Below are 25956 nucleotides of genomic sequence, written 5' to 3'. Positions count from 1 at the left end.
TAGACGAACGACGTGACTCGCCGTGCACCGAGCGACGAACGAGCGGGCGGACTCGCCGGCATTCAGCCCTATATCGCGACGGTGAACGCATGTCGCGCAATCCGACCCACCACGGGTGCTTTCCGGCGCCTGGAATCACGAAGATCTGGAGAAACTCGATGAGTACCCCCGAACTGATCAAGAGCGACGTACCGCGTGAATTCGTCGCCGATCACACCGTGGAACGAAATCAGCGGCCCATGATCGACGGACCGAACAAGTTCAAGTTCGCGATCTTCGGGGCAAATGTCTCCACCGGTCAGGGCGGCCTGACGCTCGCCGAGAACACGATCAAACTCGGTAATTGGGACGAGGTCCGCGGTCTCGCCGAAAAAGCGGACGTCTACGGCGTCGAAGGGTTCATTCCGATCGCTCGCTGGCAGGGGCTTTCCGGTCCGGACCGGCCCTGGGGCCGGCAGCATGAGACGTTCACCTGGGCGGCGGGACTGGCGGCGGCCACGCGGAACATCCAGATCTTCGCCACCTGTCACGTCCCGTTCGTACATCCGCTTATGGCGGCGAAAATGAGCGCGACGGTCGATCACATCAGTGGCGGCCGGATGGGGTTGAACGCCGTCGCCGGCTACCACCAGCCGGAGTACAAGATGTTCGGTCTCGAACTCCCCGAGCACGACAAGCGCTACGAGATGGCCGAAGAGTGGATGACGATCGTCGAGCGACTCTGGTCTGACGAGGGCGAGGAATTCGAATTCGACTTCGACGGCGAGTTCTTCAAACTCGGCGGTGCGCAGGCCTACCCCAAGCCCGTGCAATCGCCCGGACCCATGGTGATGAGTGCCGGCGCGAGCCCGGCGGGCCAGAAATTCGCGTTCCAGCACGCCAACATCCTGTTCATCATGGTTGCCGATGTGAACAACAGTAAACCGGTCACGCAGAAAGTCCGGGCGAACGCCGACGAGGCGGGCCGGCCGGACCTCGACCTCTGGGCGGGTGTGCACATCATCTGCAAAGACACCGAAAAAGAGGCGCGGGACTACGTGAAATACGTCGTCGACGAAAAAGGCGACTGGGAGAGCGCCGTGCGGTATCAGCAGATCATCGCCTCGGGCGATGCCCGCAGCATGCGCTGGGACGATTTCAAGCGTAACGAGGACTTCAAGAAGGATGAATCCATCCGCACTTTCATGCGGGCCGGTCTGGTTCCGCTGGTGGGCACGCCGGAGATGATCGTCGAAGGGCTCCAGAAGCTGTCCGACGCGGGTATCGCGGGTGTCTGCACCGGGCTCGTCGACTACGACGAGGGGCTGGACCGGCTCAACGAGCAGATTTTCCCGCTGATGCGCAGCGCCGGACTTCGTGCCTGACAACGGCTCGGATCCTTTTACAAAGGAGTGAAGGTAGATGACTTTTCCGGATCCCAAACAATTCCGCCTGATAGTCGCGGGAACCACCGACTCGGGCGAAGCGGATTTTCTCGAGGTCGGCGGCCCGGCCGAGATAAGTATGCCCGGTATCGCCGAGGGGGCATTCTACTGGGCCGTCGAAGGAGGGCACAGTAAAGAGAACATCGGCCGCCCGCCCAGTCGCGTTCACCTGGCGGGGCCGAATGGCTCGACCTTCGGGGTGAGCAGTTTCCCGGCACGTTCGGCCGGAAACGAGCTGGATCCCGAACAGCTGGACCCGAGTATGGCCGGTACCGGTGACGACGGCGATCCCAATATGCACGCGAGCGACACCATCGATTACGAAGTGGTGATCTCGGGGAAAGTGGATCTCGAACTTCCCGGCGGGAAGGTGCGGACTCTCGGCCCGGGTGACCTCCTCGTCATGGGCGGCGTACCCCACGCCTGGAAGAACCCGTACGACGAGGACTGCGTCTACATCGTGGTCACGATCGGCTACAACGATTCGAAGTCCAGCGCATAGCGACCGGAACCCAGAAATTCGAACAAGGCAATCAGGATGAAGGAGAAATAATGGGTCCGAGTTCGCCGGGTGCGGCGCTGCGCGAGATATTCCAGCGGCCCGAGACCGTAGTCGTACCGTTCGGATCGCTGCCGATCCACGCTCAGATGGCCCAGCACGCGGGCTTCGAGGCCTTCGAACTCTCGGGCGGGATGTCGGCATGGTGGGCCGAGGGCGCCTCCGATGTCGGCTGGCTGACGTTGACCGAGGTGGTAGCGCACGCGAAGCGCGTCGCGCGAAGCACCGATATTCCCGTATATTGCGATGCCGATACGGGTTTCGGCGCCCCCATCAACGTCCAGCGCACTGTCGCGGAGTTCATCGATGCCGGCGTCGCGGGAATCCATATCGAGGATCAGCGGGAGCCCAAGAAGTCCGGTGGAACGACCGGTATCGAACTCGTATCCGATGCCGAGGCGATAGGGCGGCTCAATGCGGCGGTCGACGCCCGGGACCGCTTGGACGGCGACTTCGTGATCGTCGCGCGCACCGACGGATTCGGTGCGGCCGGCGGCAGTGTCGACGAGGCGATCCGCCGCGCGCAGCTCTACCGCGCGGAGACCGGAGTCGATGTCATTTTCTTCGAAGGCTTCCATACGTGGGAGCAGGCCGAGCTGGCGCTGAAAGAGACACCCGGTTCGAACTACGTGATGGGTGCCGATCTCATCGGGCGGCGGCCGCTCGCCGAACTGACCGCGGTAGGTCAGTCGATCGAGGCAGTGCCGTTCGTCCTGCCCGGTGTCCACGAGGTGTGGCGATTGCTCCTCGATATCAAGGAAGCCGGCGACGCCACCCCCTTCGCGGCATATGTGGAGAAAATGAACGAGGCGAAGGGCACCGCCTACGACTTCGGATGGGGTGCTCGCCTCGGGCGGCCGTCGCCGGAATACGTGCAGAGCACGGAGGAAAAATATCTTCCGCCGGAAGCCCAACGCGATTACGTCAATACTCCCAATGCCTAGCGGTCGAATTCCTCGATCCGATCAGCCGGATAATCCACAAACTCTACAAAGGTGTATGAAATGACTGGACAGAGCGAACTCGACTTCGGCGGGCGAGTGGCCATTGTTACCGGAGCAGGGCAGGGAATGGGTCGCGAGCACGCCGTCATGCTCGCCGCTCGCGGTGCGCGGGTCGTGGTCAACGATATCGCCACAGCGCGTGCCGAGGAAACGGTGAAAGCGATCCGCGAAGCCGGCGGGACGGCAGTGCCCGACAGCCACGATATCGTCACCGAAGCGGCGGGCCTGGTGCAGGCAGCGATCGACAGTTTCGGGCGCCTCGATATCGTCGTCAACAATGCCGGTATCAATGCGTACGGCCGCTTCTGGGAAATGGACAGCGACCTGTGGTGGCGAGTTTTCGACACCAGCTTCCGGGGTGTCGTCGAGGTCGCGCGCCACGCCATGCCGCACCTCATCGAATCCGGTAGCGGACGGCTGATCAATATCTCTTCGAACGGTTTGATGGGTATCCCCAACGACACGTCCTACGGCGCGGCCAAAGCGGCGGTCTGGGGACTGGGCAATTCCCTCGTCGCCGAGGCTCGTGAGGTCGGCGTACAGGTCACCACGCTGCTGCCGGTCGCCTGGACACCGATGACAGAGGACGCGTTCGGTAACGGCAGCCCCGTCATTCAGAAGCTCATGCGCGAGCAGTTCCCGGCGGATGCCGTCGCGGCCTTCGTCACCTGGCTCGCGCACCAGGACACCACTGTGCACGGCGAAGCGTTCGAGGTCGGTGGCCTGGCGGCCGCCAGGACTGTCATCACCGCGATGCCGCGGATCAAGGCCGCCGAAACCACCCCCGAAGCCTGGGCGGACAAGGCGTCGGAGCTCACGACGGACGGTGATCTCACGCCGCTGTTCAACGCGAGCCAGTCACTCCGCGCGCAGATGGTGTTCCTGGCGCCGGAGATGGAATCCGAGATCCCTGCAGACGCGGCAGATGTGTCCGGCAACTGAGTAGCCCGACCGATCGTTCAGTCCACGGTTCGGAGCCGCCGGTGCCGTGCTCCGAACCGTGGCAGGAAGAGAACTGATGAGTCAGACCAAAGTGCGTGGTTTCGGCGGAGACCCGACGGTCGTGCGGAGCGCTTTTGCGCAATTCCCTTCTGGTGTGGCGGTTCTCGCGGCCGATGTCGCCGGTGGCAAGCATGCGCTCGTCGCCTCGTCGTTCATGGTCGGAGTATCGCTGGAACCCTGCCTCGGCGCGGTCGCGGTACAGAAGTCGTCCGAGACGTGGGGCGTGCTCGAGGAGGCCGGCTCCCTCGGAGTGTCGATCCTGGGCAAGGGGCAGAGCGATCTGACCCGCAAGCTCGCAAGTAAGGACCGCGCGTCCCGTTTCGAGCAGGTCGCGATCGACATCGGGGAAGCGGGCGCCGTATTCATCGAGGACGCCGCACTGTGGCTCGAATGCTCGATCCATGAGGTCACCGAGGCAGGCGATCACTGGATGGTCCTGCTCGAGGTGCACAAGCTCGGCATCGGCGAGAACGAGCCGCTCATCTGGCACGGCGCGAAGTTCCGCGAACTCGTCGACGCTCGGACGGTCGACGTCGAGTAGCCGCGGTGATCAGCGGGGTGCGCGCTGACCGGCGCCACCGCCGTCCGGCCCGGTGCCGGCACGAGAGTATGGAGCACAGGACGTGACAAGGTTCGACGATATCGAGCGCGCGGTCGCCGACATCGGCGCCGGTAAACCGGTGGTGGTGGTCGACGACGAGGATCGGGAGAACGAGGGCGATCTGATCTTCGCCGCCGAGAAGGCGACGCCCGAACTGGTGGCGTTCATGGTCCGCCATACGTCGGGATACCTGTGCGTACCACTGGCCGGCGAGGATTGCGACCGGCTCGCCCTACCGCCGATGTATGCCGTCAACCAGGACAAACACGGTACCGCGTACACGGTGACCGTCGATGCCCGGGCGGGAATCGGTACCGGTATCTCCGCTGCCGACCGGGCCGCGACCATGCGCCTGCTCGCCGACCCCACCGCCGGTGCAAGCGATTTCACCCGGCCCGGCCACGTGGTACCTCTGCGTGCGAAGGACGGAGGTGTCCTGCGCCGGCCCGGCCATACGGAAGCCGCCGTCGACCTCGCGCGGATGGCCGGCCTCCGCCCCGCGGGCGTGATCTGCGAGATCGTCAGCCGGCAGAACGAAGGCGCGATGGCGCAGACCGGCGAGCTCCGGGACTTCGCCGACGAACACGGCCTCGCGCTGATCTCGATCGCCGACCTCATCGCGTGGCGCCGCAGGCACGAGAAGCAGGTGGTCCGCATCGCCGACGCGCGGATACCGACCGCGCACGGCACATTCCGGGCAGTCGGCTACCGGAGCATTTACGACGAGGTCGAGCATGTCGCCCTCGTATGCGGAGACATCGCCGGGCCGGAGGGCGACGGTAGCGATGTCCTCGTCCGGGTGCACTCCGAATGCCTTACCGGTGATGTGTTCGGGTCGCTGCGCTGCGACTGCGGGCCCCAGCTCGAGGCCGCTCTCGGGATGATCGCGAGTGAAGGGCGGGGTGTCGTGCTGTACATGCGCGGTCACGAAGGCCGCGGGATCGGTCTGCTGCACAAGCTGCAGGCCTACCAGCTACAGGACGCGGGATCGGACACCGTCGACGCGAACCTCCAGCTCGGGTTGCCCGCCGACTCCCGCGACTACGGTATCGGCGCGCAGATCCTCGTCGACCTGGGGATATCCACCATGCGATTGCTGACGAACAACCCCGCCAAACGGGTCGGGCTCGACGGCCACGGACTGCGCGTCACCGAACGTGTCCCGATGCCGCTGCGTGCCAATGCCGAGAATCTCACCTACCTGCGGACCAAACGCGACCGTATGGGCCACGATCTCGCCGGTCTCGACGACTACGAACCGATTTTTACGAGCACGAACATTTATCAGGAGAGCTAGTGAGTCCCGAAAGAGCGCGGACAGCCGAGGCGTACCCGGATATGGTCGCCGAGATCGCGGCCGAGTCGCCGGAAGCAATCTGTCTGGAAGAGGTCGACGGTCCGGTCAGGACCTATGCCGAGGTCCACGCGAACGCGCGGAAATGGCGCCGGGCGCTGGTTGGGCTCGGGGTGGCCGCGGGTGACACCGTCCTGACATTCGTGGCGTCGTCGGTGGCCTCGGTCGAGTTGTGGTGCGGCGCGGCCTACGCCGGCGCGATCGAAGCCTCGGCCAATCCCGCGTATCGGGGCGCACTCCTCGACCACATTGTCGGCGATACCCGCGCTCGGGTCGCGGTCGTCGATCACCGGTATTTTTCCGCCGTTCGAGAGGCGCTGATCAAGGCGCCGAATATCGGGCAGGTCCTTGTCATCGGCGGCGACGACGATCTCCGATCCGATGGTTCCACCGTCATTGCCCGGGCAGACGACATTCTGGACGCGGCCGGAGAGTCCGCGGAAAGCGAGCCGGCGGTCCGGATACCGGGACATACGCCGGCCTGCATCCTCTACACCTCCGGCACGACGGGGTTGTCGAAGGGGGTCGTCGTGCCCTTCGCGCAACTGAAGGAGGCGGCTGCCGGGGTCTTCCCGCCGACCGTACTCGGCCACGAGGACGCCATCTACCTCCCCTTTCCGCCGTCCCACATCACCTATCGTGCCAATCTGATATCTGTGGCGCGGGTACGTGGACGGGCAGTGCTCCGCGAGCGGTTCTCCACCGATGCATTCTGGGCGGATATCGAGAAGTATCAGTGCACCGCGACACTGCTCCTCGGCGCGATGGCGAACTTCATCTACCAGAGCGATATTCGGCCCGAATCGACACCTCTGCGGCGAGTGCAGATGATCCCGGTGATTCCGGAGGTGGAGGAATTCAAGAAGCGGCACGACGTACTGGTGACCACCCAGTGGGGCATGACCGAAGTATGCGCACCCATTGTCGCGGTCGACTACGACGTCAGCATTCCGCAGAGTTGCGGTCGCCTGCGCGACGGGTTCGAAGCAAGAATCGTCGACGAATTCGATCGCGAGGTGCCCGACGGTGAACTCGGCGAGCTCATCCTGCGTCCGCGTGAACCGTGGCATTTCGCCTCCGGATACTGGGCGAACCCGGAGGCGACGGTCGCCGCCTGGCGCAACCTGTGGTTCCACACAGGTGACCAGTTCCGCCGCGATGAGCAGGGCAACTACTACCTGGTGGATCGTCTCAAGGATTCGTTGCGCCGCCGCGGTGAGAACATCTCCTCGGTCGAGGTCGAAGCGGCCGTGCTGCAGCATCCCGACGTACTGGAATGCGCGGTGGTGGGGGTCGACTCGGAGTGGGGCGAGCAGGAAGTGATGGCATTCGTCGTCCCGAAACAGTCGCGGCACCTGGACGAGGCCGCGTTGGACGAATTCCTGTCCGGCCGGCTGGCCGAGTTCATGCGGCCACGCTTCATCGAGGTGGTCGACTTGCTACCGAAGACCGCGACCGAGCGGGTCCGCAAGGCCGAGCTCCGTGAGCGTGGCCGGGGAGCCAATACTTGGGCCCGGCCGGAACGTGTCCGGTCCACTACGGCCCGGATGTCCGAGGGCGGTGCGTCCCGATGACCTCGGGGCAGGACAGCACCGGCCCGTCAGGTGTCGTCGCCGGGGGAGTCCTGCGCGGAAGGATGCCGATAGCCCACGCCGCGCAGCACCGTATCCACGAGTTGCGTCAGGTAGGTCTCCGTATGCGCGACCTCGGCCAGCCCCGGAGGCGTGCTACGGACATGCGTGGTGATGGCCCCCGCGACGAGATCGGCGATGAGGGTGGGCGTGATACCGGGGTCGATCTCGCCCCGCCGGACCGCTCGCCGGACCAGTGCCCGGGTCGACCGGATGTAATCCGGATAGTCGAGCTCGCCGACGACCGCGGCCAGCTCCTCGTTGGAATGCCGGTCCATGATCAGCCGGCTGACCATTGTGCCCTCGATGCTCTGGACGAACGCCATCCACTGTCGAGCGAACTCCCGCAGGTCCAGCTCGAGGTTTCCGAGATTGATGTTCCCGACCGAGGGCGCGGCCGAACGTACGGCATCGACCAGCAGTGCGGCTTTGTTGGGCCAGCGCAGATACAGCGAGCCTTTGCCGACACCCGCGCGCCGCGCGACCTCGTCGACGGTGAATCCGCTCCAGCCGCGCTCGCCGTATACCGACCTGGCGGCGTCCAGCACCCGGTCGTCGAGATCGGGTTCACGCGGTCGTCCGACCGTGCGCGGCGAAGACGTCATGGCTTTTACCATACCGCCCGCCCGCAGCGCTGCCGAAGCGATCGCGCCCGGCCGGAGGAGACACACCGCAAGTTACCGAGCTATTCCGTCCAGAATATTTCGCGCCGTCGCGGCCGGTGGGGCGCGGTGAGTACGCGGAATCCGTATGCCGAGAGGAAGTCCTATGGCGAAATCGAATGAACCGGAGACCGCCCCGCTTGTGGTCGAGCAGGCCGACGGCGTCCGGACCTTGACCATGAACAGGCCTGCGGTGAAGAACGCCCTGGATTCCGCTCAGTGGCGTCGCCTGGCGGCGGCGCTCGACGACGCGGAGCACGATACGAGTGTGCGCGCGGTGGTCCTGACCGGTGCCCACGGGGTGTTCTCGTCCGGCGGCGAGCTGGGGGCCGACGGCCCGCAACATCCGCTGGACCGCATGCGAATCATTTCTGCCACAGCGATTGCCCTGCACGAGTTTCCGAAGCCGACGATCGCGAAGGTGCCGGGCCCGGCGATCGGCGGTGGCTGGAACCTCGCGCTGTGCTGCGACCTGGTGATCTGTTCGAGCAACGCGACATTTGCGCAGGTGTTCCCGCGGCGGGGGTTGTCGATCGATGTCGGGGGGTCCTGGTTGCTGCCTCGTCTCATCGGGATGCAGAAGGCAAAACTGCTGACGATGACGGGCGATGTCCTCGGCGCGGCGGAGGTGGAACGACTGGGACTGGCTAGCAGGGTGGTCGAGCCCGAGGAGCTCGGTGCTGTCGTCGACACGCTTGCCGGTCGGCTGGCCGCCGGTCCGCCGGTAGCTCTGTCCTTGACGAAGTCTCTCCTGCACCGTGCGGCCGGCGCCGACTTCGCCAGCAGCCTCGAGGCCGAAGCGGTGGCGCAGGCCGTGAATTTCGCCGGCGAGGACATCGACAACGGCTACCGGGCTTTCAAATCCAGAACAGCGCCGTCCTTCACCGGTCGTTGGCGCTTCGACGAGTCTCGGTAAGGCTTCCGACCTCGGCGATCAGGTCCTGGTCCAACCTTCTTCCTATTTTGGACTATATGTGTCAGTATGATCGGAGTCACGTTGATGGATAACAGTTCTCAGGCGGTGATCGCCCTCCGAGGGCGCGTTCGTCGCGAGCGGGCCGCCCGGATCGCGCTGGAGCGGACCGACGTGGCTCCTGGTCTCGATGTGGCTGTGGCGATCAATCCCGAAGGAGTAGCTGCCAATGTATGAGCGGTATCAGACGATGAAGTTCGATCTGTCGAGCAGCGGTGTGCTGACGGTGACGTTCCTGCGCGCCGACAAGCTGAATGCGATAGATGCCGACTTCCATCGTGAGTTGTCCACGGTGTTCGCCGATATCGGTATGGATCGCCGGGTGCGGGCAGTGGTGCTCACCGGCGCGGGGCGGGCGTTCTGTGCCGGGGGTGATCTCGAGTGGATCGCGGGGGAGACCCCGGTGACCAGGGAGACCACGTTCTTCGAAGCCAAGAAGATCGTCGACGATCTACTGAACCTCCCGCAGCCCGTCATCTCCGCCGTCAACGGTGCCGCGGCCGGTTACGGCTTCACGATGGCGTTGATGAGCGATTTCAGCATCGTGGCCGAGGATGCGCGATTGTCCGACCCGCATGTGGTGATCGGTCTTGTCGCCGGTGACGGCGGGGCGATGATGTGGCCGATTCTCGTGGGTATGGCGCGCGCCAAGCGCTTCCTGCTGACCGGGGATCCGGTGGTGGGGCGGGTGGCCGCGGAGTGGGGGCTGGTCACCGAGTCGTGCCCGGTGGACGAGGTGCTGCCGCGGGCCATGGAATGGGCCGAGCGGATGGCGGCCTCGCCGCATGTCGCGGTGCAGGGCACCAAGAAGGCGCTCAATGCCATCCTGCACATGTTGTCCAGTGTGACACTGGATCTGGGATTCCAGGCCGAACGCGTCTCCGCGGTGTCCGAGGATCATCAGCGTCTGGTCGGCGCGGCGCTCGAAGCCCGTGATCGCCGGCGCGCGGCGGCTGCGGCCCGGCAGTGACACCGCCCGAACCGGTGCCGATGCCGGGCCTCATGATGGATGTCGACCTGAACGTTGCGTTGCTGCTGCGGCGGATGCGCGCCATCCATCACGGGGCGCGGGTGTACTCGCGGTCGGCGAGCCACCCGGACGGTCCTTCGCGGTCGGCCACCTTCGTCGAGGTTCTGGATCGATCGGAGCGCCTCGCTGCGGCATTGGCGCAGCTGGGAATCCGGCCGGGGGACCGGGTCGGGAGTCTGGCGTGGAACACCCAGGAGCACCTCGAGACCTATTACGCGGTCATCAGCATGGGGGCGGTGCTGCACACGGCCAACCCGAGGTTGCACGAGGACCAATTGGTGTACACGATCAACCACGCGCGCGACACCGTGCTGATCGTGGAGTCCGATTTCCGGGACCGGATCGCCGGTCTGCGGCATCGGCTGCCGCACCTCGAGCAGGTGGTAGTCATCGGCGCCGCCGGTGATCTCGCTGCAGGCGAACTCGGCTACGAGGAGTTGATCGCGCAGGCGGATCCGCCGCTCGCGCCGGTCGACGTCGACGAGCGGGCTGCCGCAGCCCTCTGCTACACCTCCGGTACGACGGGCGATCCCAAGGGAGTTCTGTATTCCCACCGGTCGATCGTCCTGCACGCCCTGTCCATGGCAGGTCGTGACGTCTTCCGGATCGGTGAGCAGGACATTGTCCTCGGCCTGGTTCCGCTCTTCCATGCCATGGGGTGGGGGCTGCCCTTCCTCTGCGGTCTCACCGGTGCCGATATGGTCCTGCCCGGCCCGAACCTGCAACCCGAGGCGGTTGCCGAACTGATCGCCGGGCACAGGGTGACGTGGGCGGGAGGTGTTCCCACGGTGTGGATGGACCTGCTGCGAGTGATCCGGCAGCGGGAATCGGGCCCCGCACCGGTCGACCTGTCGAGTCTGCGGACCGTTGTCGGCGGCGGGACCGCGGTTCCCGAGTCGCTCATGCGCGCCTACGGTGCCCGCGGAGTCGATTTCGTCCAGGGCTGGGGCATGACCGAAGTCTTCCCGGGAGCCACCATGGTGACGCCGTCGGCGATGACCGACACCGATGAGGGGTGGCGGTCGCGCACTTCGGCCGGCCGGATCTCGCCGCTCTACGAAATGCGCCTCGTCGCCGACGACGGTACGGAGCTGCCCAGAGATGGGATCACCGTGGGTGAACTGGAGATCCGCGGGCCGATGGTGGCCGGCGCCTATCTGGGAGCCGACGTCGGCGCGGACAAGTTCCACGACGGCTGGCTGCGGACCGGGGATGTCGGGACCATCGACCCGAAAGGGTGGGTGCGGATCACCGATCGGCTCAAGGACGCGATCAAATCCGGGGGCGAGTGGATCAGCTCCCTGGATCTGGAGTCGGCGCTGATGGCACACCCGTCGGTTCGTGAGGCGGCCATCGTCGGGCGTCCGGACGACCGCTGGGGCGAGCGCCCCGCCGCCTTCGTCGTGACCGACGGCGCGGTCGGCGCCGACGAACTTCGCGAACACCTGTCGGGGCGCGTGGCGAAATGGTGGGTCCCGGACGATTTCCGGGTGATCGACAACATTCCGCGCACCAGTACCGGCAAGTTCGACAAGAAGCTGCTCAGAGAGGTATTCGGCAATCTCGTCTGACGCCGCAGCGCTCGATTCGAAAGCTCAACAACCAGCTGCCTCCGACATTTTTCGGGGCAGAGATTTCTACTCGGCAACCTCAAAGGAGATGGTTTCCATGACCGTACTGGACGACTACCGTGACAAGTATCCGCACTGCGAATTCACCCGGGCCGAGAACGGAATTCTGGAATTACGACTCCATTCCGATGGCGGGCCCTTCCAAATCGGCATGCATACTCATCGTGAATTGACCCGCGCATTCCGCGATGTCGCGCTCGATCGCGGTAATCGAGTCGTGCTCATCACCGGCACCGGTGTGGAATTCATGGGACCGCGCGCCGACGCCGAGGGCGGGCAGATCATGACCGTGATCCCCTCCTTCTCGGAGGAATACGCGGTATGGGAACAGGACGCCTGGACCGACCAGCGTGAACTGGTCAACGCAATACTGGATATCCAGGTCCCGGTGGTCGCCGCGGTCAACGGCCCGGTGGCGCGGCACTGCGAGATTCCCCTGTTCTCCGACGTCATCATCGCCGCGGACACCGCTTCGTTCGAGGACTCGGCGCATTTCGAGCTGGAAGATATCGCACCGGGCGACGGTTCCCAGATCTGGATGACCATGCTCCTCGGGATCAACCGGGCCCGTGCCTACATGCTCACCGGGGAGACGATCACCGCGGAAGAAGCGCTCCGCTGGGGCCTCGTCAAAGAGGTCCTTCCCCCGGACCAGGTGCTCGAGCGCGCCCGGGAGATCGCGGGCCGGATCGCCGAGAAATCGGATACGACGCTGCGGTTCACCCGTGCCCTCATCGTCCAGCCCCTCAAGAAACAGGTCCTCGAAATGCTCGGCATGGGACTCGCCTACGAGGCTTTCGGCGCACTCGGCAAGCACGCCTGAAACCCGACGAGCGACACCGGCGGGTTGCGTCGAACTCGAGAAACGCACCGATAGACCCCAGGAGATATTTCCTCATGAACGACATCACTCCGACAGCGGTCCGAAGCGTGGACCCGTTGTTCGACATCGCCGGCAAGGTCGCGATCGTCACCGGAGCGAGTTCCGGTCTCGGCCGGCAATTCGCCACCGCGATGGCACAGCGCGGCGCCTATGTCGTCGCGGTGGCGCGGCGAAAAGACCCGCTCCTCGCGCTGGTCGACCAGTTTCCGGAACACATTCTTGCCGTATCGGCGGATGTCACGAAAGACGACGAGATCCGCGATGTCATCGGCCGCACCGTGGAATGGCGCGGCGCAATAGATATCGTCGTCAACAATGCCGGCATCACCTCGATCCAGCCGGCCGAAGACGAAGACCCGGAAACCTTCGGCAAAGTGATAGACGTCAACCTGATCGCGCTCTATCGTCTCTGCCACCTCGCCGGTCGCCGGATGCTGGAACAGGGCGGGGGCACAATTATCAATATCGCGTCCATCAACGGCCTGGTCGCCAGCTGGTCGATTCCCGAGGCCGGCTACTGCGCCAGCAAGGGGGCGGTGATCAGCCTGACGCGCGAACTGGCGGCGCAATGGGCGGATCGCGGTATCCGGGTCAATGCCCTGGCACCCGGGTATTTCCGGAGCGAGCTGACCGAGGAGCTGTTCACCAGCAGCGCCGGTGAACGCCGGTTCCGGCGAATGCCGATGCGGCGTGGCGGACGGGAAGACGAACTCAACGGCGCCCTGGTGTTCCTCGCCAGCGAGGCGTCGTCCTATATGACGGGGCAGACGCTCGTTATCGATGGCGGTTGGACAACGGTGTGACGACCGAGAAGACGGGTAGCGAGACCGGTGTGTCCCGAGCGGAAACGCCGGGAACTCCCACCGGGCACGACGCCGAGACCGATATCAGCCCATCAATGCTCCGTCGCGCCGTGGTCGCGAGCTGTGCGGGGTCCTTCGTCGAGTACTACGACTTCGCCGTGTACGCCGCCCTGACCCCTGCCATCGCGAGCACCTTCTTCTCGGCGACGGACCGGGTGAGCGGGCTGCTGAGCACACTGGGCATCTTCGCCCTCGCGTTCGTCGCACGGCCGCTGGGTGGCCTGGTGTGGGGTCGATTCGGGGACAAGATCGGACGGCAGACCACCCTGGTCTCGGTCATCCTCTTGATGTCGGTCAGCACGGCCGCCATCGGATTGCTGCCGAGCTACGAGACGATCGGCGTACTGGCACCGCTGCTGCTGGTGGTTCTGCGTGTCCTCCAGGGTGTTTCGGCGGGCGGTGAGCTTCCGGGCGCGACGATCTTCGTCGCCGAATCCGCACCGAATCACCGGCGCGGCTACTTCGTGAGCTGGATCGGGGTGTCGATCACCTGCGCGACCCTGGCCGGTCTGCTCACCGCCGCGCTGCTCGCGGCGCTCCTGACCACCGAATCGCTGAACAGCTGGGGCTGGCGCATTCCGTTCCTGCTCGCCCTGCCGCTCGGCCTGGTGGGGCTCTACATCCGGGTGAAGCTCGACGAATCCCCGGCGTTCCAACTCGCACGGAAAGCCGAGGCCACTTTCCGGAGCCCGCTTCCCGAGGTGCTCGGAAAGGCCTCCATGTACCGCCGGATGGCGGTGACCGGGCTGCTCGGTGCGGGTGCCTTTCTCGGCTACTACATCATGATGATCTACATGCCGACGCTGTTGACCAGCGAACTCGGCTTCGACTCCGGCGACGGTCTCCTGGCGATCTGCGCCGGCGGCGCGGCCATCGTCGTCCTGGGGCCGCCGATGGGCATCCTGTCCGACAGGTACGGCCGCCGGCGCGTCCTCGTCTCCGCCGCACTCGGCTTGATCGTTTTCACCTACCCGAGCTTCCTGCTGCTCGACACCGGCAACTTCCTCGCGGCCGTGGCCGCGCTGATATTGCTCGCGATACCGGTCTCTGCCGGACAGGCCGTATACGTCACCGCCGCGCTGGAGCGTTTCCCCACCAGCATCAGATACACGGCGTTCGGCATCAGCTACAACGTCTTCGGGCTGATCGGCGGTACCGCGGCGTACGTCTCGACATTCCTGGTCGCGCAGACGGGAACCACCTACGCGCCTGCCTTCTATCTGATGGCTGTTGCCGTGGTGGTGCTGCTGACGACCTTGCGGGTCCCGGAGACCGCGAGCCGCCCCCTCGAATCGGCATAAGAGCTGGTCCGGCGCCCGGTCGGCAACCAGTCATCGCCGGTATCCGCCGGTACATCGAACAAGGAGGACCATCATGGGACGTCTCGAGAACAAGGTCGCGCTGGTGACCGGTGCCGCCCGCGGCCAAGGACGGTCGCATGTCCTGCGGCTTGCCGAGGAAGGCGCCGATGTGGTGGCGATAGATATCTGCGCACCGGTGGAGACCGTGCCCTATGCGCTGCCTACCTATGAGGATCTGGTGCACACCGCCGAACTGGCGAGGGAGACGGGCCGCCGGATCATCCATCGGCAGTGCGATACCCGGGATCTGGCCGGGCTCCAGGCCGTTGTCGCCGAGGCGGTCGCGGAGCTCGGTGGGATCGATATCGTCGTCGCCAATGCCGGCATCACCGGTTTCGCGCCCTCCTGGGAGATGTCCGAACAGCAATGGCAGGAGATGATCGACGTCAACCTCACCGGTACCTGGAAGACCGTCCGGGCGGCGGTGCCGTCGATGATCGAGCGGAAGCAGGGCGGCTCGATCGTCCTCACCAGCTCCCTTGCCGGTCTGATCGCTTACGCCGATCTCTCTCACTACACGGCCTCGAAGCATGGCGTCACCGGTCTCATGCGGGCGCTCGCGGTCGAGCTCGCTCCGCACAACATTCGGGTCAATTCACTGCACCCCGGTAACGTCGACACACCGATGATCAACAACCCGGTGGTCCACAATGTCTTTCTTCCCCACGTGGCGAACCCGACGCGAGCCGAGGTGGAAGAAGTTTTTGTTCAGTTGCAGGGCTTGCGCGTGCCCTGGATCGAACCGGTCGACGTCAGCAATGCGGTGGTCTACCTCGCCTCCGATGACGCTCGCTACGTCACCGGCACCACCCATGTGCTCGACGCGGGAGCAATGGCCCCCAACAAGATTCCGCACCGGTGACCGGCCGACGGCGCAGAACCGGCTGATGAAAGGTCCGCACTGATGTCCCTCGAAGACAAATATGCCATTGCCGAGCTGAACCAGCGCTACGCCCTTCTCCTCGATACGGGTGAGCCCGCGCGGTGGGCGGCCGAAGTGTTCACGGAGGATTGCTTTTTGGATGAACGCCAGGTCGATTTCGGTCTCCACGTAGGGCGCGAGGCCATTGCGGCGTACGGCGACGAATTGGTGGACATGGTGGAACACGTCGTTCACCACATGACCAACCACGTGATCACCGTCCTGTCCGAAACCCACGCCACGGGTGTCGCGTTCGGCATCTGCGACGTGCAGCACGCAGGCGGCGGCCCTCGGCTGCGGTTCAACGTTCAGTACGAGGACGAATACAGAAAAGTCGACTCCACGTGGCTGATCTCCAAGAGAGTGCTGGTGAAGACCTTCGAGCCCGAGCAGGTCGGCCAGGCGCCGCTTGCCTCGGGATAGTGCTCCAGCGATAGGTACTGAGGTGTGACGGTGCATCACAGGCCGCGCCCGGACAAGTGTCGTCACGCCGGACTCCCCCCGACCGGCCCCCGTCCGGTACGGCTCTGTGGCAAGACGCTGTCGCGACAGAGCCGTACCGGACGGGCGCACCGCTCCGGCCGGCGAGCTCGCCGCCGCTAATCGACCATGGTCAGGCCACCGCTGACGCTGAGTACCTGACCGGTGATGTAATCGGCCTTGTCGGAGACGAGGAAGGTGACCGCAGTGGCGATTTCTTCGGTCCGGCCGACTCGTTTGAGGGGGATGGTCGACAGCAACATGGATTTGATGCGGTCGGAGGTATCGTCGGCCCACAGCGGGGTATCGGTGGCGCCGGGGGAGACGCAGTTCGCGGTGATGCCGCGCTTGGCCCACTCCCGGGCCAGTGATTTGGTGAAAGCGATGACGCCGCCCTTCGTGGCGGCGTAGACGGCCTGTCCGCCGCTACCGACCCGGCCGGCGTCGCTGGCGATGTTGATGATTCGTCCGGAGCCGCGTTCGAGCATGCCGGCGCCGACTTCGTGGCAGACGAATATCGTCGACATGAGATTGACATCGACGAGATTGCGGATCTGCTCGACGCCGAGCGAGACGAACGGGTCATCACCTGCCCATCCCACGTTGTTCACCAGGATATCGACGGGACCGAGGGTGGTCGTGACAGCCTGGGTCAGTGCCGCGACCTCTTCGGGCGAGGTGACATCGCAGGTGAACTCGTGGGCGTGCAACCCCTGTTCCGACAGGCCCCGTGCGACGGCATCGGCGCGGTCGCTGTGAAGATCGCAGACCGCCACGTGGGCGCCGGAATTTGCCAGCTGAGTGGCGATTGCGGCGCCGATGCCCTGGCCCGATCCGGTCACCAGCGCGATTTTCCCTTCGAGGGACACCTGCATGTTCATACCTCCGTGTATGGGGAGTGAGGTCCTGTCGGGCAAAGGCTCACTGTGATCAGACCTGGGTCTTATATATGGACGACAGTAGTCAGTATTATTGTTTCTATATTCTTGCGCAAGTTTCGCGGCCAACTGGGGTCGGCGCTTCGAGACTAGTGTGACCACCGTCGGTGGGACGGTCGCGGCGCTGGATGAGGGCGAATTCTCGCCGAGTACCAGCGGTCCGGTGAATCCGGCCCGGTTCGAGGTGTGTCCCGGGGCGGTCGCAGGGTTCGTGACGGGCGTGACCCGGCGTGCTCGGGGCGATGACTCGCCTACTTCCTAATATGGACTATATATGTCAGTATATCCGGAGTCCTGTTGACGACTGGATTTCGAGGAGTCAACCGCTCGACAGCAAGAACGAGGTGCCCGATGAGCAAGCGTTCATGCCTCCCCCGACGACCGTCCCGAGTCCGATAGCAGTGAGGCAAACCATGACAACCGGAGAAGCTCACGACCTGCACACCGAGCCGGTCCTGACGCAACTGCGCGGCAATGTCCTGCTGATCACGATCAACCGGCCGCGAGCCCGCAACAGCATCAACCGGATGGTTGCCGAATCGATCGGCGGGGCGCTCGAGACCGCCGAGAGCGATCCGGCGGTGCGAGCGATTGTCCTCACCGGGGCGGGCAATCGGGCATTCTGTGCGGGGGCAGATCTCAAGGCTCTGGCCGCCGGGGAAGATATCCACCCCGCGGGCGCCCGTGCTCGCTGGGGTTTCGCCGGGTATGTCGATCACCCCGTCAGCAAGCCCACCATCGCCGCGGTCAACGGTTTCGCGCTCGGCGGCGGCACCGAACTGGCACTGGCCAGCGATCTGGTCGTCGCAGCCGATACCGCCGAGTTCGGCCTGCCCGAAGTACGCCGCGGACTGGTGGCCGCCGCCGGTGGTGCGTTCCGGCTGGCGCAGCAGATTCCGCGCAAAGTCGCCTTGGCGATGGCCTTCACCGGCGAGCCGATCTCGGCCGCGCGGGCTGCGGAGCTGGGGCTGGTCACCCAGGTCGTACCGCAGGCCCGGGTCCTTTCCTCAGCACTCGAGCTCGCCGATGCCATCGCCGCCAACGCCCCGCTCGCGGTGCAGGCCACCAAACGTATCGCGGGCGGCATCACCGACGGAGGTGTCGAGCGCGAGGCCGCGGACTGGGCGCGCAACCGCTTCGAAGCGGGACGGGTCCGGCATTCGCAAGACGCGCAGGAGGGCCTGCGGGCCTTCGTCGAGAAGCGGACACCGAACTGGACAGGACAATGAAACGAAGTGCCATGCGCTCGCCGGTGATTGCCGGTCTAGGAATGACCGCGATGGGAAAGGTCTACGGCAAAAGTGCCCGCCGGTTCGCCGCCGAGGCTACCCGGCTGGCCGTGGCCGACGCCGGTCTGCGCCTGCCGGATGTCGACGGTTTACTGGTCTCGGGCGGCGTGACCAACGATGTCGGTCTGGAGTTGCAGGTCGACCTGGGCCTGCGTGACCTTGCGGTGCTGACCCAGATGCAGGCATTCGGCTCCACCGCCGGCGCGATGGTCCAGTACGCCTCGATGGCGGTGCAGGCCGGGATGGCCGAAGTCATCGTGTGCGTGTTCGGTGATGCTCCCCTCGTGGAAGGGGCCGGGGCGGGCCGGGCCTATTCGGATGGTCATCGGACGCCCTCCGGATGGGCGGGGCTCCAGCGGTCTACGGGCGCCGTAACCCCGAACGTGCTGTACTCGCTGGCCGCGCGACGCCATATGCTCGAATACGGGACGACTTCCGAACAGCTGGCTGCCATCGCCGTCGCCCAGCGCGACTGGGCTGTGCTCAATCCGCTGGCGCAGATGCGTACCCCCATCACCCTTGCCGACCACCAGCAATCCCGCATCATCAGCGATCCGTTTCACCTCTACGATTGCTGCCTGGTATCGAACGGTGGTGTCGCCGTGGTGGTGACCACCGCCGAACGTGCCCGCGACCTGGTGCAGCCGCCGGTCCGCGTTCTCGGATGGGCACAAAGTCATCCGGGCGCGAAATTGCGTCGTAACGACGACTTCGGGTTGGTGACCGGCGCGGCACGCTCCGGACCGGCGGCGATGTCGATGGCCGGTGTCACCGTCGACGACATCGATATCGCCGAACTCTACGACTGCTACACCTACACCGCTCTGGTCAGTCTCGAAGATTACGGGTTCTGCGCCAAGGGTGAAGGAGGCGAGTTCGTGGCGACGCCGGGAAATATCGGCCCGGAAGGAAAACTGAAGATGAATACCGGTGGGGGACAGCTCTCCTCGTACTACATGTGGGGTATGACCCCGCTGTCCGAGGCCATCCTGCAGGCGCGCGGGCAGGCAGGTGCCCGGCAGGTGGAACAGCACGAGCTCGTCCTGGTTTCGGGTAACGGGGGAATTCTCGACCACCACTCGACCTTGATCCTGGGCTCGTGAGCCTGGCCGGGTCGGGAATAAGCGGAGGGACTCCCACATCTATGAACATTCAGCCTGTTGTCCGCGATGCCGCCACCGCGGAGTTCTTCGACGGAGCAGCGCGAGGAGTCTTCCTGTTGCGCCGGTCCACGGAAACCGGCCAGGTCCTGACCCCGTCCGCAGTACAGGACAGCGTGGGCAACACCGATCTGGAATGGGTGGAAGCTTCGGGTCGCGGCCGGGTCGTATCGTGGGCGTTCGTCCCCCGGCGGGGCGGCGGTTCGGATACCCCGGTCGAGCTCACGATCGGTGTTGTCGAGCTCGATGAGGGGCCGTGGTGGTGGACCCAGCTCGTCGATATCGAGCGCGATACCCTGGCTGCGGGACTACGAGTCCGCGCGGTGTTCCTCGAGTCCGGGCCGGCGGAAACCGACGAGTACGTCCCGGTCTTCACGCCCGCCCAGGACGAGTAGGCCGCTATCCGATAAAAGTGCCGGTCCCTCGTGATCGGTGATCGAGCCAGCGCCCCGGTCGCCGTGGTGTGCACCGGAGGCGCTACTTCGCTGTAGGCAACATAACCGACGACCCTGGAGAGTAGGTCAAGAATTATGTCCGATCGAGCTGCCGGTGTGAAGTTTCCGTCCAAGGTCGGCGTCTGGTGGAACAGCGAGGCATGGCCGATACGTGCGGCGCAGGACATCGCCCGCGATATCGAAGCGCTGGGGTTCGGTTCGCTGTTCATGCCCGAGGGCGGCGGTAAAGACGCGCTGGTGGAATCGGCGGCCTTTCTCGCGGCCACCGACCGGCTGGTCGTCGGCACCGGCATCGCCAATATCCATGTCCGGATACCGACAGCGGCGGAATCCGGTGGCCGCATCCTCAGCGCCCTGTACCCAGGACGGTTCGTGCTCGGTCTGGGTGTCAGCCACGGCCCGTTCGTCGAACAGCTGGGACGGGGCGCGTATCGCAAGCCGCTGGCGACGATGCGGACGTATCTCGAGCACATGGACGCACTGCCCCTGGAGATCGAGCCCGGCGCCGGGCCGCTACGCCTGCTGGCCGCCTTGGGACCGAAGATGATCGAACTGTCCGGCGAACACGCCGACGGCGCCCATCCCTATCTGGTGACACCCCAACAGACACAGGTGACCCGCTCGATCCTCGGCGGCGATCGGTGGATCGTCACCGAACAAGCCGTGGCGATCGGCGGTGAAACGGACGATCAACTTCGGCGTGCGCACGAACATCTCACGATGTACTCGACGCTGCCGAACTACCGGAACTCGTGGCTGCGTCAAGGTTTCGACGAGTTCGACCTGGTCACCGGTGGATCGAACCGGCTGGCTCGCGCACTGGTCGGCATGGGTTCTGCCGACGACGCGGCCGCTGCGCTCACCGCGCATCTCGACGCAGGAGCGGATCATGTCGTCGTGCAGGTCTTGGTGGACACGCCGCTGACCGATCCGCTCCCCGCGCTCCGTGAACTCGCCTCGGCGTTGCAGCTGTAAATTGCACGGGTGGTCAGCGCTCGGCTTGCCATTCGCCGGCGTGGAGGTAACCGCGCGAGAGGGCAACACCGTTGCGGGTCGCCGACCTCCGCGGATAGGAGACGTCGGCGACCCGTGGGCGTTGGGTCAGTGGTGTGCGGCGCGATTGATCGCGACGGTCTCGTCCAGCGAGGGTGCCGCGGTGAGGCTCGCGAATTGCTCCCCGAGTCGGTCACGAGTACGGGGCGCTTCGTCCTTGTCGGCCGTTGCCAGGGCCCGCCGCAACTCCGCGGCATCCAGTTCCGTGCAGTAGGCAGGCGTACCCGGCTGCTGCCGCCACGATTCGGCCAGAACACCGGCATCGACGGGGTCGAAGCCCGTGTCGTCGACAAGCTGCATGACGGTCCGGCGCGCTCGTTCCGAGTCGGCGGCAACGGGGATGGCGATGCGGCCGGGGGTTCCGGCGGGTACTCCCTTGGTCTGCTGTGTCCCCGCGAGCGCGGCGTTCCATGCCTTCACGATCGGTTTGCCGAGCTGCTCCGCGCTCCACACGCTCTCGACCTGCCCGTTGTCCACCGCCTCGACGTGGCCGTTCATGCCGGGATAGTAGTTCGACGTGTCGACGATCACCGTATCGCCGGAAACTCCGGCGAGGACGTCGGTGAGCTCGGGCTGCTTCGCGAACGGGATCGACAGGATGATGACGTCCCTGTCGTGGGTTGCGGCTTCCAGGTCGACGGCGCGAGCGCCCGCCTCACGGACGCCTGTGGCGACGGCCTCCGGCCCACGGGCGTCCGCGACCAGTACGTCGTGTCCGGCCTCGCTGAGCCGGCGTGCGATATTGCCGCCGATGGCTCCGGCGCCGATAACGGAAATCCTCATATCGTGTTCCTTCCCTTCTGTCGTGTCCGGATAGCTACATGAACAGCGCGCGGCTGAGGTGGACGTGGTACTCGGAGTCGGGGTTGGTCCCGACGCCGAATCTTTCGGCGATTGCGGCGCCCGACAGGTCGCGCCGCTTCGGCAATCGTGCGGCCTCGGCGCGCGCCAGGGCGGCCGGCATCTCGTCGCGGGTGAGATCCGTGCAATAAGCTGGTGCCCCGGGCTGCTGGCGCCACGATTGCGCCAGGGGTCCAGCATCGAAACCATCGAATCCGGTGTCCTCGACCAGCGCCATGCCGACCGCCCGTTCGCCGTCGTCGTCGGCCGCGACCGGGATCGCGATACGACCCTCGGACCCCGGAGGCATGCCCTTCAGGGCGAAGGAGCCGGAGCCGATGGAATTCCATGCCTTGACGATCAACCGGCCGAGCTGTTCTACGACCCAGAGACTTTCGACCTGGCCGGCTTCGATGGCCGCGATCTGGGAATCACGCCCCGGAATGTAGTTCGAAGTGTCGACGACGACCGTGTCGGCCGGAACACCGGCGAGTAGCAGCGCGATGTCGGGAACGCGGTCCAGCGGAATGGAAATGATGACGACATCCACATCTTGCACGGCCTCGGCCGCGGGCACCGCCCGTGCTCCCGTGGCAAGGACCGTGGCGTCGATCGTTTCGGGCCCGCGCGAGTTGGCCACCTTCACGTCGTGTCCGGTCGCGCTCAACTTTCGACTGAGTGTCTTGCCGATATGGCCGACACCGAGAATGCCTATCTTCATCCAGTAACTCCTCGAGTTGTTTGTCGATTTCATCGGTCGGTCAAGGCTGTGCGGAAACTTCGCAGGTGTCGTACCGGCCGAGCCGTGGGACAGCCTTTCCTATTTCTGCCCGGCAGATCTCAGGCCGAAGATGCGACTACCACAGCGACGGGGCGCGCAGATCTGCCGAACGACGAATTGAGGTTTTGTTTTCGAGCGTGACGACACACAAATCCGACAGTTCCGCTTCCGATGTGCGGACCACCCTGTGCAGAGGGGTGGTGCTGCTCTACTGCTTGTTGTTTTGGTTGTGGTAGCCGTTTTCGATGAGTGTCAAAAGACGGTCGAGCACCTCATGGTCGGCCTCGGCGGCGCCCATGGTCCACGCCACCGAGACGGCCAGGAGGAACAAATCGCAGCCTTTCCAGCGCGTCGTCGAGCTGTGCGATATCGGCTCGACGTGTCTCCAGTTCTTCCGAACGGGACTGCAACAACGCCGCCAGGAGAGCCTCCCGGTTCGGAAAGTGCCGATACATGGTGCCCGGCCCGACGCCGGCGTCCTTGGCGACCGCCTCCAGCGACGTGCCGACCCCGAATTTCCGGAACTGACGCTGAGCCGCCTCGAGCAGAGCAGCTCGGTTGCGCTGGACATCCGCGCGAGGCCGGCGGCCCGGCTGCTCTTCGGCACCCATACGTCCTCCTGTCTGCTCCGCACTCCACACTAAAACGGATACTTCCTCCGGATACTTCCCAGCGTAAAACGGAGGCTGTATCCGGCCAACGCTCGGATGGATGGCATGAAGCGGAGGAGATGTCCGCTTCAGTGGTCAACGATACGGAGAGTGCCTCCGAATTGTCAAATGGGTGATGTGCACAGATGTATGTTCGGCGCATCGGGCGGCGGCGAACCCGCAACGGTGTCTGCGGGTGCAATCGATGAGGTGGTTACCGGGCGCGGGATGGCGTCGAACCGGTGCCGTCCCGCGCCGTGGTTTCGGCTCGCCAGGCCGACATCAACGCGTTCAGCAGTGTGCGCTTCAACCAGGCTGCTTCATGCCGGTCGGCTCGGCAGGGCCGCAGCGCTTCGTCGAGCTTTTCGATGAAGCGACGGCGATCGACGCCGAACGCGACGATCAGGTCCTCGCGGTCGGCGCCGCCGAAAGGGGCCCAGCCGATAGCGAATTCGACTACCCGCGTTCCGTCCGGATCGACCGATAGCGCGGAGCGGAGGAATCTCAGTTGGCTCAAGGATGAACGGACCCAGTGCGAGCACGTGCTCCCATTCGGACTCGTTTCCTCGGCTTGCTTCCGCTGTGGCTGGTTCAGTGACGTCGAAGTCCCGGTATGCCGTGCATAGTTGCCTTGTCGGATTTGTGAATTCATGAGTTTTCCTGGAGAGGTCGGGTCGACTCCGGGTGTGAGAGGGGTACGGTCGAATATCGGGGAATGAGTCGCTCTGGTGTGCGACGCATCACCCTCAAACCATGCGGCCTCGCATATACTGACACAATCCGTCCAAATGGGAAAGGGTGTCCTTGTCATCGAAACGGCAGGCTTCGAACCATGATGACCGTCGCCGATCGCGATGCCGGCGTCCGTCCGAGTGCGGGAAGGCTCGCCGAGGCGTTGGAGCGGGTCGTGGAGGCGGGAGCACGGTGTCGGCCATTGGTCGCCTACGAAGCCGAACTCGGTCGGACCCGGCTACTCCGGGGATCCGCTGCCCGGTCTGTAATGAGAGGCCTCCCGGTACGCAGACGGCGGCATCCCCCTCCACCGTTTGAAGGCGATCGTGAAGCTGGCTGCGTCCTTGTAGCCCAACGTCCTGGATATCCGCGATATGGAGTGGTCGGAATTGGAGAGGAGATCGCAGGCGAGGTCGCAGAGGGTCTCGTCTCGTAGCTCGGCGAAGTCGTGGCCCGCGAGTTCGAGCTTGCGCTGCAGGGTGCGCGGTGAGACCTGCAACGCGGCAGCCACATTTGCGAGTTTTCGGTTGAGTGCCGGCGCGGCCCTTATGGCTTTGGCGACGGTGTCGGGCCAGTCGCCGGTCGCCCTGAACGAGTCGAGAACTTCGGTGTCCGCTTTGATCCATGCCGCGTGCTGGAATGCGTTCCCGAACGGGAGTTCCTCTGTCGATATCACGGGATCCCACCACAGCCGAAGCGTCTCGGAGCCGCATTCGACAACGTCGCTGGAGACGTAGGTCAAGGCTTCGGGCGCGACTTCCGGTAACGGGAATTCGATACGAATGAACGGGAATCGGCTGCCGTAGAGCCACTCGAACGAGCGGCTGGTGACATAGAGGTCGCGATATGCGCTGAAGGGGATCAGCTCTTTCGCGGTGTCGGGGTAGGTGAACTGGACGCCGGTCACCGTGCCGTCGGATGTCCGGAGCGCCCCGATCTCGAGAAGTCCGGGCGAGTAGTCGACTGCGTTCACGGCTTCGACCCAGGCTGCAATGGTCGGTGCGGTCGCGAGAGCCATTCCGCGGGCGCCGACCGTGGCAGTGGTGTAGGCCCGTGCGGCGCGTAGCCAGAGATCGACGCGATCTTTCGTCAGCGCGACGAACTCGAGTTGAAAGGCGAGCTCCTTCTTCGCGGGAATGGTGCCACCCGGGCGATTCACCGCATCGGGGTCGATCTCGGCATTGGCGAGTGCGGTTCGCCAGTCGAGATTTGCTTCTTCGAGGATTCGGCGCAGCGCGTGGACGCTGAAGTTCGCGACCCGGAGGTTCTGATACGAGTTCAGCTTCACTGCTGCCTCCTTACGTGGATCGGCGGGCCGCGGCTCAGCAGTGCTGTTGAGACGGAAGCCCCGGCAGGCATCGGAAGTCCCGCCAGTACGTTTGTATCCTGCGCCATCACGCGACAATGAGAGGCATTTGACGCGTTTTACGGCTTTGTTGGCGACGAATACCGTGCCGTTCCGCCGCTGCGGCTCCTAACGTGAGCCGAGGCGAATGTGAGCAAGGACACCGGCGCACCGGCATCGAGGGCAATCGGCCTTTCTGAGTAGATCCGTCTTGCGATGAGCACCTCCCGATTCGGTGAGCCGGTGGCAGTCGAATCCGATTCCGGAGGTCGGGGCTCTGGTGTGTCCGAACCCCGGGCCCGGATTCAGACCAGGCGTAGGAAAGCGAGTCGG

The 25956-nt window shown here is 64.9% G+C and carries 26 protein-coding genes; 19 read left to right on the top strand and 7 right to left on the bottom strand.

What is annotated here, in order from left to right:
* The first annotated feature begins 158 nt into the window (after nt 1–158).
* From NF4_RS24335 to NF4_RS24305, 7 genes are all read left to right on the top strand, one after another.
* Nucleotides 159–1364: an LLM class flavin-dependent oxidoreductase gene (locus NF4_RS24335; RefSeq protein ID WP_063129697.1), complete on the top strand. Its 1206-nt coding sequence runs from the start codon at nt 159–161 to the stop codon at nt 1362–1364.
* A gap of 37 nt (nt 1365–1401) precedes the next feature.
* The gene (locus NF4_RS24330) at nt 1402–1926 is read left to right on the top strand and encodes a cupin domain-containing protein (protein ID WP_063129696.1); all 525 of its coding nucleotides are present in this window, start codon (nt 1402–1404) and stop codon (nt 1924–1926) included.
* Between the two features lie 50 nt (nt 1927–1976).
* Nucleotides 1977–2927, top strand: coding sequence for an isocitrate lyase/PEP mutase family protein (locus tag NF4_RS24325; RefSeq protein ID WP_063129695.1), 951 nt, complete (start codon nt 1977–1979; stop codon nt 2925–2927).
* Between the two features lie 60 nt (nt 2928–2987).
* On the top strand, nt 2988–3929 hold the full coding sequence (locus NF4_RS24320) for an SDR family NAD(P)-dependent oxidoreductase (RefSeq protein WP_084533409.1): 942 nt from the start codon (nt 2988–2990) through the stop codon (nt 3927–3929).
* Nucleotides 3930–4005: 76 nt separating this feature from the next.
* Complete coding sequence (locus tag NF4_RS24315) at nt 4006–4530, top strand: flavin reductase family protein (RefSeq protein ID WP_063814687.1); 525 nt, start codon at nt 4006–4008, stop codon at nt 4528–4530.
* 82 nt (nt 4531–4612) lie between these two features.
* Nucleotides 4613–5887 carry a bifunctional 3,4-dihydroxy-2-butanone-4-phosphate synthase/GTP cyclohydrolase II gene (locus tag NF4_RS24310; RefSeq protein ID WP_063129692.1) on the top strand — a complete coding sequence of 425 codons (1275 nt, stop codon included), beginning with the start codon at nt 4613–4615 and terminating at the stop codon, nt 5885–5887.
* The gene (locus NF4_RS24305) at nt 5887–7518 is read left to right on the top strand and encodes an AMP-binding protein (protein ID WP_063129691.1); all 1632 of its coding nucleotides are present in this window, start codon (nt 5887–5889) and stop codon (nt 7516–7518) included. Before NF4_RS24310 ends, NF4_RS24305 begins: the two co-directional genes overlap by 1 nt.
* A 26-nt stretch (nt 7519–7544) precedes the next feature.
* Here NF4_RS24305 and NF4_RS24300 read toward each other — a convergent pair whose 3' ends face one another.
* A complete protein-coding gene (locus NF4_RS24300; RefSeq protein WP_063129690.1) occupies nt 7545–8180 on the bottom strand; it encodes a TetR/AcrR family transcriptional regulator in 636 nt (211 codons plus the stop codon).
* 199 nt (nt 8181–8379) lie between these two features.
* Here NF4_RS24300 and NF4_RS24295 point away from each other — a divergent pair, with 199 nt between their 5' ends.
* The 8 genes from NF4_RS24295 to NF4_RS24260 all read left to right on the top strand — a co-directional run bounded on the left by NF4_RS24295 (nt 8380) and on the right by NF4_RS24260 (nt 16323).
* On the top strand, nt 8380–9153 hold the full coding sequence (locus NF4_RS24295; protein ID WP_232330632.1) for an enoyl-CoA hydratase/isomerase family protein: 774 nt from the start codon (nt 8380–8382) through the stop codon (nt 9151–9153).
* 226 nt (nt 9154–9379) lie between these two features.
* The gene (locus tag NF4_RS24290) at nt 9380–10180 is read left to right on the top strand and encodes an enoyl-CoA hydratase-related protein (protein ID WP_063129688.1); all 801 of its coding nucleotides are present in this window, start codon (nt 9380–9382) and stop codon (nt 10178–10180) included.
* A 32-nt stretch (nt 10181–10212) separates the two neighbouring features.
* Nucleotides 10213–11811 (top strand): long-chain fatty acid--CoA ligase, encoded by a 1599-nt coding sequence (locus NF4_RS24285; RefSeq protein WP_157120555.1) that lies wholly within the window; start codon nt 10213–10215, stop codon nt 11809–11811.
* A gap of 97 nt (nt 11812–11908) precedes the next feature.
* Nucleotides 11909–12694 (top strand): enoyl-CoA hydratase/isomerase family protein, encoded by a 786-nt coding sequence (locus tag NF4_RS24280; protein ID WP_063129687.1) that lies wholly within the window; start codon nt 11909–11911, stop codon nt 12692–12694.
* 74 nt (nt 12695–12768) lie between these two features.
* Nucleotides 12769–13557, top strand: coding sequence for an SDR family NAD(P)-dependent oxidoreductase (locus tag NF4_RS24275; protein WP_063129686.1), 789 nt, complete (start codon nt 12769–12771; stop codon nt 13555–13557).
* Nucleotides 13554–14918 carry an MFS transporter gene (locus NF4_RS24270; RefSeq protein ID WP_063129685.1) on the top strand — a complete coding sequence of 455 codons (1365 nt, stop codon included), beginning with the start codon at nt 13554–13556 and terminating at the stop codon, nt 14916–14918. Before NF4_RS24275 ends, NF4_RS24270 begins: the two co-directional genes overlap by 4 nt.
* A gap of 73 nt (nt 14919–14991) precedes the next feature.
* On the top strand, nt 14992–15840 hold the full coding sequence (locus NF4_RS24265; protein WP_063129684.1) for a mycofactocin-coupled SDR family oxidoreductase: 849 nt from the start codon (nt 14992–14994) through the stop codon (nt 15838–15840).
* Between the two features lie 42 nt (nt 15841–15882).
* Nucleotides 15883–16323: a nuclear transport factor 2 family protein gene (locus tag NF4_RS24260; protein WP_063129683.1), complete on the top strand. Its 441-nt coding sequence runs from the start codon at nt 15883–15885 to the stop codon at nt 16321–16323.
* Nucleotides 16324–16499: 176 nt separating this feature from the next.
* Here the strand turns inward: NF4_RS24260 and NF4_RS24255 are convergent, their stop codons facing one another.
* A complete protein-coding gene (locus tag NF4_RS24255) occupies nt 16500–17261 on the bottom strand; it encodes an SDR family NAD(P)-dependent oxidoreductase (protein WP_232330631.1) in 762 nt (253 codons plus the stop codon).
* Between the two features lie 470 nt (nt 17262–17731).
* On the opposite strand from NF4_RS24255, the gene NF4_RS24250 reads away from it, so the two are divergent.
* The 4 genes from NF4_RS24250 (at nt 17732) to NF4_RS24235 (ending at nt 21197) form a co-directional block, all read left to right on the top strand.
* Complete coding sequence (locus NF4_RS24250; RefSeq protein WP_063129682.1) at nt 17732–18547, top strand: enoyl-CoA hydratase-related protein; 816 nt, start codon at nt 17732–17734, stop codon at nt 18545–18547.
* Between the two features lie 41 nt (nt 18548–18588).
* A complete protein-coding gene (locus NF4_RS24245; protein WP_232330630.1) occupies nt 18589–19710 on the top strand; it encodes a thiolase family protein in 1122 nt (373 codons plus the stop codon).
* Between the two features lie 41 nt (nt 19711–19751).
* Entirely contained in the window at nt 19752–20162 is a 411-nt protein-coding gene (locus tag NF4_RS24240) for a Zn-ribbon domain-containing OB-fold protein (RefSeq protein WP_063129680.1), read from the top strand.
* A gap of 135 nt (nt 20163–20297) precedes the next feature.
* On the top strand, nt 20298–21197 hold the full coding sequence (locus tag NF4_RS24235) for a TIGR03620 family F420-dependent LLM class oxidoreductase (RefSeq protein WP_063129679.1): 900 nt from the start codon (nt 20298–20300) through the stop codon (nt 21195–21197).
* Nucleotides 21198–21323: 126 nt separating this feature from the next.
* Here NF4_RS24235 and NF4_RS24230 read toward each other — a convergent pair whose 3' ends face one another.
* From NF4_RS24230 to NF4_RS24210, 5 genes are all read right to left on the bottom strand, one after another.
* Complete coding sequence (locus NF4_RS24230; RefSeq protein ID WP_063129678.1) at nt 21324–22058, bottom strand: NADPH-dependent F420 reductase; 735 nt, start codon at nt 22056–22058, stop codon at nt 21324–21326.
* Between the two features lie 34 nt (nt 22059–22092).
* Complete coding sequence (locus tag NF4_RS24225) at nt 22093–22836, bottom strand: NADPH-dependent F420 reductase (RefSeq protein ID WP_063129677.1); 744 nt, start codon at nt 22834–22836, stop codon at nt 22093–22095.
* A gap of 332 nt (nt 22837–23168) precedes the next feature.
* Nucleotides 23169–23507: a TetR/AcrR family transcriptional regulator gene (locus NF4_RS36810; protein ID WP_198165452.1), complete on the bottom strand. Its 339-nt coding sequence runs from the start codon at nt 23505–23507 to the stop codon at nt 23169–23171.
* A 253-nt stretch (nt 23508–23760) separates the two neighbouring features.
* On the bottom strand, nt 23761–24198 hold the full coding sequence (locus tag NF4_RS24215; RefSeq protein WP_157120554.1) for a hypothetical protein: 438 nt from the start codon (nt 24196–24198) through the stop codon (nt 23761–23763).
* 318 nt (nt 24199–24516) lie between these two features.
* On the bottom strand, nt 24517–25566 hold the full coding sequence (locus NF4_RS24210) for an AraC family transcriptional regulator (protein WP_063129674.1): 1050 nt from the start codon (nt 25564–25566) through the stop codon (nt 24517–24519).
* Nucleotides 25567–25956: the final 390 nt, after the last annotated feature.

The sequence above is a fragment of the Nocardia fusca NBRC 14340 genome, from assembly GCF_001618425.1.
Lineage (GTDB): Bacteria > Actinomycetota > Actinomycetes > Mycobacteriales > Mycobacteriaceae > Nocardia > Nocardia fusca.
The sequence above is the reverse complement of the archived record's forward strand: the minus strand, read 5'-3'. Positions and strand labels throughout refer to the sequence as shown.